At 65.2% G+C, this 12,426-nt stretch carries 6 protein-coding genes and 2 rRNA genes; all 8 read left to right on the top strand.

The window, feature by feature from the left end; genetic code table 11:
* Positions 1-6 precede the first annotated feature (6 nt).
* The 8 genes from OHB01_RS34850 (at position 7) to OHB01_RS34815 (ending at position 12,393) form a co-directional block, all read left to right on the top strand.
* Positions 7-1,152 carry an acetylornithine transaminase gene (locus tag OHB01_RS34850; RefSeq protein ID WP_205830496.1) on the top strand — a complete coding sequence of 382 codons (1,146 nt, stop codon included), beginning with the start codon at positions 7-9 and terminating at the stop codon, positions 1,150-1,152.
* Positions 1,145-2,188: an ornithine carbamoyltransferase gene (argF, locus tag OHB01_RS34845; protein ID WP_328710382.1), complete on the top strand. Its 1,044-nt coding sequence runs from the start codon at positions 1,145-1,147 to the stop codon at positions 2,186-2,188. Before OHB01_RS34850 ends, argF begins: the two co-directional genes overlap by 8 nt.
* Positions 2,185-2,769 (top strand): arginine repressor, encoded by a 585-nt coding sequence (locus OHB01_RS34840; RefSeq protein ID WP_260617345.1) that lies wholly within the window; start codon positions 2,185-2,187, stop codon positions 2,767-2,769. The genes argF and OHB01_RS34840 overlap by 4 nt, the downstream gene beginning before the upstream one ends.
* A 412-nt stretch (positions 2,770-3,181) precedes the next feature.
* A complete protein-coding gene (gene argH / locus OHB01_RS34835) occupies positions 3,182-4,594 on the top strand; it encodes an argininosuccinate lyase (RefSeq protein WP_142648984.1) in 1,413 nt (470 codons plus the stop codon).
* Positions 4,576-5,259 (top strand): DNA-3-methyladenine glycosylase, encoded by a 684-nt coding sequence (locus tag OHB01_RS34830; protein WP_142648967.1) that lies wholly within the window; start codon positions 4,576-4,578, stop codon positions 5,257-5,259. Before argH ends, OHB01_RS34830 begins: the two co-directional genes overlap by 19 nt.
* 132 nt (positions 5,260-5,391) lie before the next feature.
* Complete coding sequence (gene tyrS, locus OHB01_RS34825; RefSeq protein ID WP_142648985.1) at positions 5,392-6,657, top strand: tyrosine--tRNA ligase; 1,266 nt, start codon at positions 5,392-5,394, stop codon at positions 6,655-6,657.
* A 657-nt stretch (positions 6,658-7,314) separates the two neighbouring features.
* A 16S ribosomal RNA gene (locus OHB01_RS34820) occupies positions 7,315-8,835 on the top strand.
* A gap of 453 nt (positions 8,836-9,288) precedes the next feature.
* A 23S ribosomal RNA gene (locus OHB01_RS34815) occupies positions 9,289-12,393 on the top strand.
* The 16S and 23S rRNA genes sit together here, the layout of an rRNA operon.
* The last annotated feature ends 33 nt before the right edge of the window (positions 12,394-12,426 follow it).

Genomic DNA, 12,426 nt, shown 5'->3' with positions numbered 1-12,426 from the left:
GCGTTCATGCGCAACTACGGGGTGCCGCCGGTCGCCATCGCCCGCGGTGAGGGCTGCTCCGTCTGGGATGTGGACGGCCGCCACTACCTCGATCTCATCGGCGGCATCGCGGTGACCTCGCTCGGCCACAACCACCCGGCCCTGGTCGAGGCGGTGTCCCGCCAGGTGGCCACTCTCGCGCACACCTCGAACCTCTACCTGCACGAGCCCGAGGTGCTGCTCGCCGAGAAACTGCTCGGACTGCTCGGAGAGCCCGCGCGGGTCTTCCTCTCCAACTCCGGCACCGAGGCCAACGAGGCGGCCGTCAAGATCGCCATCAAGTACGGCAAGACGCACGGCCGCGGCTACGTCGTAGCGACGGAGAACGGCTTCCATGGCCGCACGCTCGGCGCGCTGTCGCTGACGGGCAAGCCCTCGATCCGCGACCAGTTCGGGCCGTTCCCGCTAGACGTCCGGTTCGTACCGTTCGGGGATGCGGACGCGCTCAAGAGCGCGGTGACCGAAGACTGCGCCGCGGTCTTCCTGGAGCCCGCCCAGGGTGAGGCGGGCGTCATACCGGCGCCCGACGGCTACTTCCGCGCCGCAAGGGAGATCTGCTCCTCGGCGGGGGCACTGTTCGTCGCCGACGAGATCCAGTCGGCCATCGGCCGCACCGGGCACTGGTTCGCCCACCAGGCGGAGGGGGTCGTCCCCGACGTCCTGACGCTGGCCAAGGGCCTCGGCGGAGGACTGCCTATCGGTGCCTGCATCGGCTTCGGCGAGGCCGGCGAGGTCTTCGCGAAGGGCGACCACGGCTCGACCTTCGGCGGCAACCCGGTCTCGTGCGCGGCGGCGCTCGCCGTGCTCGACACGATCGAGAGCGACGGGCTGCTCGGCAACGTCGCGAAGATGGGGGCGCTGCTGTCCGAGGGCATCGCCGCCGTGCGGCATCCGCTGCTCAAGGGGGTCAGGGGGCGCGGGCTCTGGCTGGCCGCCGTGCTCACCGCGCCGAAGTCGGCGCAGGTGCAGGCGGCGGCGCAGGAGGCCGGCTTCCTGGTCAACGCCCTGCAGCCCGACGCGGTACGGCTCGCGCCGCCGCTTGTCATCACCGAGTCCGACGTTCAGACCTTCCTCGACGCGCTGCCCGGGATCCTGGAGGCCGCAGATGCCTGACAACGTTGTGAACCCCGCCACCGGCCCGGCCCCGCACGGCTCCGCGGCGCAGGTGAGGCAGGGCGCGGACCCGGCGCAGGTGAGGCAGGGCGCGGACCCGACGCAAGTTAGACACTTCCTGCGGGACGACGATCTGTCGCCGGAGGAGCAGGCCCAGGTGCTCGACCTCGCCGAGGCGATGAAGAAGGACCGGTTCGGCTACCGGCCCTTCGAGGGCCCTCGCACGGTCGCCGTGCTGTTCGACAAGCCGTCCACCCGCACCCGGTTCTCGTTCGCGGTCGGCGTCGCCGAGCTGGGCGGCCAGCCTCTGATCATGGACCTCGGCACCTCGCAGATGGGGCGCGGGGAGCCGATCGAGGACACCGCGCGGGTGCTGTGCCGCCAGGTCGCGGCGATCGTGTGGCGGACGGCCGGTCAGGAGCGCATCGAGGCGATGGCGGCGTACTCGACGGTGCCGGTGGTGAACGCGCTGACCGACGAGTTCCACCCCTGCCAGATCCTCGCCGACCTCCAGACGATCCGGGAGCACAAGGGCTCGCCGCGGGGCCTCACGCTCGCCTACCTCGGCGACGGCGCCAACAACATGGCCCACTCCTACCTGCTGGGCGGGGCCACGGCCGGCATGCACGTCCGGATCGGGGCGCCGGTGGGCTACCTGCCCGACGCCCTGGTCGTGGAGCGGGCCGCCGAGATCGCGGCGACCACCGGCGGATCGGTCACGGTGGTGAGCGACCCGGAGGCCGCGGTGGCCGGCGCGCATGTCGTCGCGACCGACACCTGGGTGTCCATGGGCCAGGACGGCAAGGACGAGCGGATCGCGGCCTTCGCCTCCTACCAGGTGAGCGCCGCCCTGCTCGGCCTGGCGAATCCTGACGCGATCGTGCTTCACTGTCTCCCGGCATACCGGGGATTGGAAATCGCCGCGGACGTCATCGACGGGCCGCAGAGCGTGGTGTGGGATCAGGCGGAAAACCGGCTGCACGCCCAGAAGGCACTGCTGCACTGGCTGACGACGCGGGGTGCGGAGGGATCGTGACCATCCCGCTGACGAAGGCGGCCCGTCACGCGCGAATCGTGGAACTGCTGACCAGGCACAAGGTCCGCTCGCAACCCGAGCTGGCCAAGCTCCTGGCGGAGCAGGGAGTGGAGGTCACCCAGGCCACGCTCTCCCGCGATCTCGACGAGCTGGGCGCGCTGAAGTTGCGGGCCGACGACGGCACGCTGGTCTACGCGCTGCCAGGCGAGGGCGGGGGACGGATACCGCTCTATCGCACCGGCGCCGTGAACGGCATGCCGGAAAACCCCGACGCGCGGCTGCGGAGGATCGCGGAGGAGCTCCTGGTGTCGGCCGAGGCGTCGGCCAACCTCGTGATACTGCGCACGCCGCCGGGAGCGGCACAGTTTCTCGCCTCGGCGATCGACCACGCGGGCTGGGAGTCCATTCTCGGCACGGTGGCCGGCGACGACACGATCCTCGTCATCAGCCGTGACCCGACCGGGGGGAAGGCGCTGGCGGAGTCCCTGCTGAGCCTGGCCACCCGCCGTGCGCCCGACGTGAGCAGGCCCAAGATCGCCGTGGAGGTCCGCGACCACGGCAGCGGGAAGCGGGAAGCATGACGGACCGGGTCCGTTCGCCGGCGGACTTGGCCCGCCGAAGGGCATTTCCCGGGCAATGGGAAGACCGGCGTGGACACCACCCGAGAAGGGCCCGCCGATCGACGTCAGCGGGAGATCGCCGAACTGATGGATCACAACGAGATCGCGGCCGCGCGGGGCGCCCGCCAGGCCTGATTCACCCGGCATACGCCCCGGTTCCAATGCAGGGACCGGGGCGTACGTCGGCTAAGGTCGCGGATTAGTCCCGCAGAAGGATCCGCGTGAAGGATTTGCGCGCCCGAGATTCGGCAGAGAATCCCGGAGAAGACGCGAAGACCCACATACGACGGCCCCGGGCGGGAACGGCGCGCGGTCATCTTTTCTGCAGGGACTCGAATATCGGAGGGAGAAGACGGTGGCGGACAACAAGCCGATGCGGCTCTGGGGTGGCAGGTTCGAGGGGGGACCCGCGGACGCCCTCACGCGCCTGTCGGTGAGCGTGCAGTTCGACTGGCGGCTCGCGCCGTACGATCTGCTGGCCTCGCGCGCGCACGCGCGCGTGCTGCACCGCGCCGGGCTGCTGACCCAGGAGGAGCTCGACCGCATGCTGGGCGCGCTCGACGACCTCGACCAGGCGTGCCGCAAGGGAGAGTTCCGCCCCACCGTGGCCGACGAGGACGTGCACACCGCGCTGGAGCGCGGCCTGCTCGAACGGCTCGGTTCGCTGGGCGGCAAGCTCCGCGCCGGCCGCAGCCGCAACGACCAGATCGCCACCGACCTGCGCCTCTACCTACGTGACCACGTCCGCGTGATCGTCTCCCGGCTCGTCGAGCTGGAGACGGCGCTGATCAGCCAGGCAGAGGAGAACACCGACGTCGCCGCCCCCGGCATGACACACCTGCAGCACGCCCAGCCCGTGTCGTTCGGCCACCAGCTCCTGGCCCACGTGCACGCGCTCACCCGCGACGTGGACCGCCTCCGCGACTGGGACAGGCGCGCGGCGATCTCGCCGCTCGGCTCGGGCGCGCTGGCCGGGTCCTCCCTGCCGCTCGACCCCGCCGCCGTCGCCGCGGAGCTCGGTTTTGACGCCCCCGCGCCGAACTCGATGGACGCGGTCGCCGACCGCGACTTCGCGGCCGAGTTCCTGTTCTGCGCGGCGCTGATCGGCGTGCACATCTCCCGGCTCGGCGAGGAGATCGTGCTGTGGGCCTCGCAGGAGTTCCGATGGATCGAGGTGGACGACGCCTACTCCACCGGCTCGTCGATCATGCCGCAGAAGAAGAACCCCGACGTCGCCGAGCTGGCGAGGGGCAAGAGCGGCCGGCTGATCGGTTCGCTGATGTCGCTGCTGACGACCCTCAAGGGCCTGCCGCTCACCTACAACCGCGACCTGCAGGAGGACAAGGAGCCGGTGTTCGACGCGGTCGACACCCTGCTCCTCGTGCTCCCCGCCGTGTCGGGCATGGTGTCCACGATGCGCGTCAACAAGGCCAAGCTGGAGGCCAGCGCGCCCGACGGCTTCGCCCTGGCCACCGACCTCGCCGAACTGCTGGTCCGCCGTGGGGTGCCGTTCCGCGAGGCGCACGAGGCCGTCGGCCACCTGGTGGTGTGGTGCCAGGTGAACGACAAGGACCTCGGTGAGCTCACCGACGACGAGCTGGCCAAGGTCTCGCCGCACTTCGCCGTCGACGCATCCGGCGCGAGCGTCCGTGACGTGCTGAACGTGCACGGAGCGCTGGCCGCCCGCAGCGCATTCGGCGGCACCGCGCCCGACCGGGTCCGCGACCAGATCGCGAACCTCCGCGATGTCGTCGACGGTCAGGCGGCATGGGCGAACGAGAGCTGATCGAAGACGTCGCGGGCGCTCCGCTCGGCCGCGACTTCTTCGACCGCCCATCGGACGTGGTCGCGCCCGACCTGCTCGGCCGCGTGGTCGTGCACGGGTCGGTGGCCGTGCGGCTGAGCGAGGTCGAGGCGTACGGCGGGCCGGGGCAGGACCCGGCCGCCCACACCTACCGGGGCCGCACGCCACGCAACGCGGTCATGTTCGGCCCGCCGGGGCACCTCTACGTCTACTTCACGTACGGCATGCACTACTGCGCCAATCTCGTGTGCATGCCCGAGGGCACCGGCTCGGCCGTCCTGTTACGCGCCGGCGAGGTGATCGCGGGCGTGCACAGCGCGCGCATCCGGCGCATGCCGCACGCCGACGGCCCGGACCTTGAGGGATTGGTGCGGCGCGTGCCCGACCGCGACCTCGCACGCGGACCGGCCCGGCTCACGGTCGCGCTCGGCCTGGTCCGGGAGCACAACGGAACGGACTGCTGCTCCGGCGGCCCGATCCGGGTGCACGAGGGCAGGCCCGTGCCGTCCGGCCAGGTCAGGACGGGTCCTCGCACCGGCGTGTCGGCGGGCGCCGAGACGCCCTGGAGGTTCTGGATCGACGGCGACCCCACCGTCTCGCCCTACCGTGCCCACGTTCCCCGGCGTCGCGGCCGTGCCACGAGCTGACGCGCGGGTAAGAAGTGGCGATAAAGTTCCGTGATCAGGCAGGCTTGTACGGAAGCCCCGTACATCCACCATCGATAAGCGAAAGCCACGACCGTGACCGCAACTTCAGGCAACCTCGTGCCGACGTCGGAGATGGCTGACATCCTCGACGAGCTCGAGTGGCGCGACGTGATCGCGCAGACGACCGACATCGACGCGCTGCGCAAGGCGCTGGCCGACGGTCCGATCACCGTGTATGCGGGCTTCGACCCGACCGCACCCTCGCTGCACGTGGGCAACCTGGCCACGCTGCTGATCCTGACCCGCTTTCAGCGGGCGGGGCACCGGCCTATCGGCCTGGTCGGAGGCGCCACCGGTTTGATCGGCGACCCGAGCGGCCGCAGCACCGAGCGGGCACTCAACTCCAGCGACATCGTCGCGGAATGGGTGTCACGAATCCGGGTGCAGGTCGAGAAGTTCCTGTCCTTCGAGGAGGGGCCGACAGCCGCCACGCTGGTCAGCAACCTCGACTGGACCGCGAAACTGTCGGCGATCGACTTCCTGCGGGACGTCGGCAAGCACTTCCCCGTCAACCGCATGCTGGCAAGGGAGTCGGTCTCCGCCCGGCTCTCCGGCGAGGGGCTCAGCTACACCGAGTTCAGCTACCAGATCCTGCAGGCCAACGACTACCTCGAGCTGTACCGGCGGCACGGATGCATGTTGCAGGTCGGCGGCAGCGACCAGTGGGGCAACATCACGGCCGGAGTCGATCTGATCCGCCGGGTCGAGGGCGCGCATGTCCACGCGTTGACCGGCAAGCTGATCACCAAGGCCGACGGCACGAAGTTCGGCAAGACGGCCGGTGGTGCGGTCTGGCTTGATCCCGCGCTCACCTCGCCGTACGCGTTCTACCAATACTGGTTGAACGCCGACGACCGAGACGTGGTGCGGTTCCTCAAGGTCTTCACCTTCCGTACGCGGGAGGAGATCGACGAGCTGGAGAAGGCCGTGGCCGAGCGGCCGGCCGCTCGTGAGGCGCAGCGCGCCCTGGCCGAGGACCTGACCACTCTGGTCCACGGCGCCGATGAGCTCGCCCGGGTGATCGCCGCCTCGCGTGCGCTGTTCGGGCAGGGCTCGCTCGCCGAGCTCGACGCCCGGACACTGGAGTCCGCCCTCGCCGAGGTGCCCAAGGCGGTCGTGCCCGCCCTGGGGGCGCCGTACGTCGAGCTGCTCGCGCAGAGCGGTCTGGTGGAGTCGAAGTCGGCGGCGCGCCGGGCAGTGAAGGAGGGCGGCGCGTACCTGAACAACGTGAAGATCACCGATGAGGAGTACGTGCCCTCGGCGGACGACCTGCTGCACGGCCGGTTCCTCGTGCTGCGCAGGGGCAAGAAGACGGTCGGCGGCATCGAGGTCGCCTGATCTACCGCATTGAACAGCCGCTTCGGTCCGAGACCGGGGCGGCTGTTTCATGCCCAAGAGTCGTTGTGGCGAAGGTAACAGTCGTATGACCTGGAAGGTAGCCGGCGCCGGAAGTTCCCGTCTGACTTGGGGTTTCGGCCATCTCGGCGTGATTTGACGGCAGAGTCGGTGTTGCCTAATGTTTTCTTCGCCCCCGGGGGGTGCGGGACGCCGAGAGGCGGCCGGACCCGGAGGGCAAGCCACTCCGACAGCCACCCAGGCGAGGCGCTTGCGTCAAGTCCGGGTCGCTCGTGGCGCGATCAGACCGAAAGGTTTGACACGAAGCGGGCGAGGGTTTAGTATGGAGTGGTTGCCCCGAAAGGGGCGGTCACTCTAACAAGAGCATCGACCGAGATCGTGTGGCCCTCCAGGTCCGCGACGCGGCGATAGTCGTAGAGTCGGCCGAACGGAAGTCATCGCCCTGGATCTCGGGACTCCTTCGTGGGTTTCGGGTGATGGTGGTCGCGTCCGTTTCTTGAGAACTCAACAGTGTGCTAAAAGCCAGTGCATGAATCATGCATGACCCCGTCTACCGGTGGTTTTCATCGGTGGCGGATTCCTTTGACGGCACCTTTCCTTAGCCGGGGGTGCCGGCCAGAGTGATCTCTTTTCAAGCATTGTTTGGAGAGTTTGATCCTGGCTCAGGACGAACGCTGGCGGCGTGCTTAACACATGCAAGTCGAGCGGAAAGGCCCTTCGGGGTACTCGAGCGGCGAACGGGTGAGTAACACGTGAGTAACCTGCCCCTGACTCTGGGATAAGCCTGGGAAACCGGGTCTAATACCGGATACGACACTCCTCCGCATGGTGTGGGTGTGGAAAGTTTTTTCGGTTGGGGATGGGCTCGCGGCCTATCAGCTTGTTGGTGGGGTGATGGCCTACCAAGGCGACGACGGGTAGCCGGCCTGAGAGGGCGACCGGCCACACTGGGACTGAGACACGGCCCAGACTCCTACGGGAGGCAGCAGTGGGGAATATTGCGCAATGGGCGGAAGCCTGACGCAGCGACGCCGCGTGGGGGATGACGGCCTTCGGGTTGTAAACCTCTTTCAGCAGGGACGAAGTTGACGTGTACCTGTAGAAGAAGCGCCGGCTAACTACGTGCCAGCAGCCGCGGTAATACGTAGGGCGCGAGCGTTGTCCGGAATTATTGGGCGTAAAGAGCTCGTAGGTGGCTTGTTGCGTCTGCCGTGAAAGCCCGTGGCTTAACTACGGGTCTGCGGTGGATACGGGCAGGCTAGAGGCTGGTAGGGGCAAGCGGAATTCCTGGTGTAGCGGTGAAATGCGCAGATATCAGGAGGAACACCGGTGGCGAAGGCGGCTTGCTGGGCCAGTTCTGACGCTGAGGAGCGAAAGCGTGGGGAGCGAACAGGATTAGATACCCTGGTAGTCCACGCTGTAAACGTTGGGCGCTAGGTGTGGGGGTCTTCCACGATTCCTGTGCCGTAGCTAACGCATTAAGCGCCCCGCCTGGGGAGTACGGCCGCAAGGCTAAAACTCAAAGGAATTGACGGGGGCCCGCACAAGCGGCGGAGCATGTTGCTTAATTCGACGCAACGCGAAGAACCTTACCAAGGTTTGACATACACCGGAAACACTCAGAGATGGGTGCCTCCTTTGGACTGGTGTACAGGTGGTGCATGGCTGTCGTCAGCTCGTGTCGTGAGATGTTGGGTTAAGTCCCGCAACGAGCGCAACCCTTGTTCCATGTTGCCAGCACGCCCTTTGGGGTGGTGGGGACTCATGGGAGACTGCCGGGGTCAACTCGGAGGAAGGTGGGGATGACGTCAAGTCATCATGCCCCTTATGTCTTGGGCTGCAAACATGCTACAATGGTCGGTACAGAGGGTTGCGATACCGTGAGGTGGAGCGAATCCCTAAAAGCCGGTCTCAGTTCGGATTGGGGTCTGCAACTCGACCCCATGAAGTCGGAGTCGCTAGTAATCGCAGATCAGCAACGCTGCGGTGAATACGTTCCCGGGCCTTGTACACACCGCCCGTCACGTCACGAAAGTCGGCAACACCCGAAGCCCGTGGCCCAACCACTTGTGGGGGGAGCGGTCGAAGGTGGGGCTGGCGATTGGGACGAAGTCGTAACAAGGTAGCCGTACCGGAAGGTGCGGCTGGATCACCTCCTTTCTAAGGAGCACTCGGCCGGCCTGGTTGGTGCTGCCACACGTTGGTGTGGTGGTCTCGGGTCTGGTCCATGCCGGGTTCAGGGGCGAATGTTCCCTGCCTGGTGCGCTCATTAGTGGAGCACTGGTTATTCAGCCGGTCGTGGTTGCCGGGTCTGCTAGTACCGCCGTGAGTGATCACGGAGTGGGAGCGTGGGCTTTGGGGGTTGTGACTGGTTGGGCACACTGTTGGGTCCTGAGGAAACGGGCCCGTTCGCCTGGCCGCTGCTGGTTGTGGTGGTCGTGGTGGGGTTGGTTTTCTCCAGGGCTGGTCTCCTGCCATACCGGCCGGGGTCCTTGCTTGTGGGTTCGCCTGTTGTGGGTGGGCTTGCGGTGGGGGTTCGGGTGTTTGGTGGTGGGGTGGGCTGGTTGTCTGGTTGTTGTTTGTGAATTGCATAGTGGACGCGAGCATCTTTGTGGCCAAGTTAGTTAGGGCACACGGTGGATGCCTTGGCATCAGGAGCCGATGAAGGACGTGGGAGGCTGCGTTAAGCCTCGGGGAGTCGCCAACCAGACGTTGATCCGGGGATGTCCGAATGGGGAAACCTAGCACCAGTCATGTGGTGTTGCCGCCGTCTGAATGTATAGGGCGGTTGGTGGTAACGCGGGGAAGTGAAACATCTCAGTACCCGTAGGAGAAGAAAACAATAGTGATTCCGTGAGTAGTGGTGAGCGAAAGCGGAGGAGGCTAAACCGTGCGCGTGTGATAGCCGGCGGGCGTTGCGTGTGCGGGGTTGTGGGACCTTCCGGAGGAGACCGCCGTCTCTTCAGGCAGTGAGAAATCGGTGGGGTAGTCGAACGCTCTGGGAAGGGCGGCCGTAGACCGTGATAGCCGGGTAGGCGAAATCTTGCCGACTGCTGGGGGTGTTCCCGAGTAGCACGGGGCTCGAGGAATCCTGTGTGAATCTGCCAGGACCACCTGGTAAGCCTAAATACTTCCTGGTGACCGATAGTGGACGAGTACCGTGAGGGAAAGGTGAAAAGCGCCCCGGTGAGGGGTTGTGAAATAGTACCTGAAACCGTGTGCCTACAAGCCGTAGGAGCGTAGTCGCCTTCGGGCGGCTGTGATGTGACTGCGTGCCTTTTGAAGAATGAGCCTGCGAGTTATGGTGTGTGGCGAGGTTAACCCGTGTGGGGGAGCCGTAGCGAAAGCGAGTCTGAATAGGGCGTTTGAGTCGCATGCTGTAGACCCGAAGCGGGGTGATCTACGCATGGGCAGGTTGAAGCGTGGGTAAGACTGCGTGGAGGACCGAACCCACCAGGGTTGAAAACCTGGGGGATGACCTGTGTGTAGGGGTGAAAGGCCAATCAAACTCCGTGATAGCTGGTTCTCCCCGAAATGCATTTAGGTGCAGCGTTGCGTGTGCTTGCCGGAGGTAGGGCTCTGGATGGCTGATGGGCCCGACAAGGTTACTGACGTCAGCCAAACTTCGAATGCCGGTAAGTTGAGCGTGGCAGTGAGACTGCGGGGGATAAGCTCCGTGGTCGAGAGGGAAACAGCCCAGATCACCGACTAAGGCCCCTAAGCGTGTGCTAAGTGGGAAAGGATGTGGAGTCGCAGTGACAACCAGGAGGTTGGCTTAGAAGCAGCCATCCTTGAAAGAGTGCGTAATAGCTCACTGGTCAAGTGATTCTGCGCCGACAATGTAGCGGGGCTCAAGTACACCGCCGAAGTCGTGGCACCGCTGGCACTTGTGCTGGTGGTGGGTAGGGGAGCGTCGTGCGAGCCGGTGAAGCTGCCGAGTGATCGTGTGGTGGAGGTCGTGCGAGTGAGAATGCAGGCATGAGTAGCGAGTCAGAAGTGAGAATCTTCTGCGCCGGATGACCAAGGGTTCCTGGGGCAGGTTCGTCCGCCCAGGGTAAGTCGGGACCTAAGGCGAGGCCGACAGGCGTAGTCGATGGATAACGGGTTGATATTCCCGTACCCGCTGTGATGCGCCCATATCGAATCCAGTGATACTAAGGGTCCTTAGCCCGGTTGGCTCTTCGGAGCCGGCGTCAGGGTGAACGCCTGGCCTGATCTGGTAGTAGGTAAACGATGGGGTGACGCAGGAAGGTAGCCCAGCCCGGGCGGTGGTTGTCCCGGGGTAAGCATGTAGGGCGTGCTGTAGGCAAATCCGCAGCACACAAGCCTGAGGTGTGATGCCGAGCCGATTGTGGCGAAGTGGGTGATCCTATGCTGCCGAGAAAAGCCTCTAGTGAGTGTCGCGGCGGCCCGTACCCTAAACCGACTCAGGTGGTCAGGTAGAGAATACCAAGGCGGTCGGGTGAACTGTGGTTAAGGAACTCGGCAAATTGCCCCCGTAACTTCGGGAGAAGGGGGACCTCTGCTGGTGATCGGACTTGCTTCGTGAGCTGGTGGGGGTCGCAGTGGCCAGGGGGAAGCGACTGTTTACTAAAAACACAGGTCCGTGCGAAGTCGTAAGACGATGTATACGGACTGACGCCTGCCCGGTGCCGGAACGTTAAGGGGACCGCTTAGCGCCTTTCGGGGTGCGAAGGTGAGAACTTAAGCGCCGGTAAACGGCGGTGGTAACTATAACCATCCTAAGGTAGCGAAATTCCTTGTCGGGTAAGTTCCGACCTGCACGAATGGCGTAACGACTTCCCCGCTGTCTCAACCACAGGCCCGGTGAAATTGCAGTACGAGTAAAGATGCTCGTTTCGCGCAGCAGGACGGAAAGACCCCGGGACCTTCACTACAGCTTGACATTGGCGTTTGGAGCGTCTTGTGTAGGATAGGTGGGAGACTGGGAAGCGGTGACGCTAGTCATCGTGGAGTCATTGGTGAAATACCACTCTGGTCGTTTTGGACGTCTAACCCGCGCCCGTGGATCCGGGTGGGGGACAGTGTCTGGTGGGTAGTTTAACTGGGGCGGTTGCCTCCTAAAGGGTAACGGAGGCGCCCAAAGGTTCCCTCAGCCTGGTTGGCAATCAGGTGTCGAGTGTAAGTGCACAAGGGAGCTTGACTGTGAGACTGACGGGTCGAGCAGGAGCGAAAGCTGGGACTAGTGATCCGGCATCGGCGTGTGGAAGCGGTGTCGCTCAACGGCTAAAAGGTACCCCGGGGATAACAGGCTGATCTTCCCCAAGAGTCCATATCGACGGGATGGTTTGGCACCTCGATGTCGGCTCGTCGCATCCTGGGGCTGGAGTAGGTCCCAAGGGTTGGGCTGTTCGCCCATTAAAGCGGTACGCGAGCTGGGTTTAGAACGTCGCGAGACAGTTCGGTCCCTATCCGCTGCGCGCGCAGGAGACTTGCGAGGGGCTGTCCCTAGTACGAGAGGACCGGGACGGACGAACCTCTGGTGTGCCAGTTGTTCCGCCAGGAGCACGGCTGGTTGGCTACGTTCGGTAGGGATAACCGCTGAAAGCATCTAAGCGGGAAGCTCGCCTCAAGATGAGGTCTCCCACCACCGTGTGTGGGTAAGGCCCCCTAGAGATGATGGGGTTGATAGGCCGGAAGTGGAAGCGCAGTAATGTGTGGAGCTGACCGGTACTAATAGGCCGAGGACTTGACCATAGATGTTCGCGTTCACTATGTGATCTCAGAGAC

Source organism: Microbispora hainanensis (assembly GCF_036186745.1).
GTDB lineage: Bacteria > Actinomycetota > Actinomycetes > Streptosporangiales > Streptosporangiaceae > Microbispora.
This window is presented reverse-complemented; position numbering and strand designations above follow the sequence as displayed.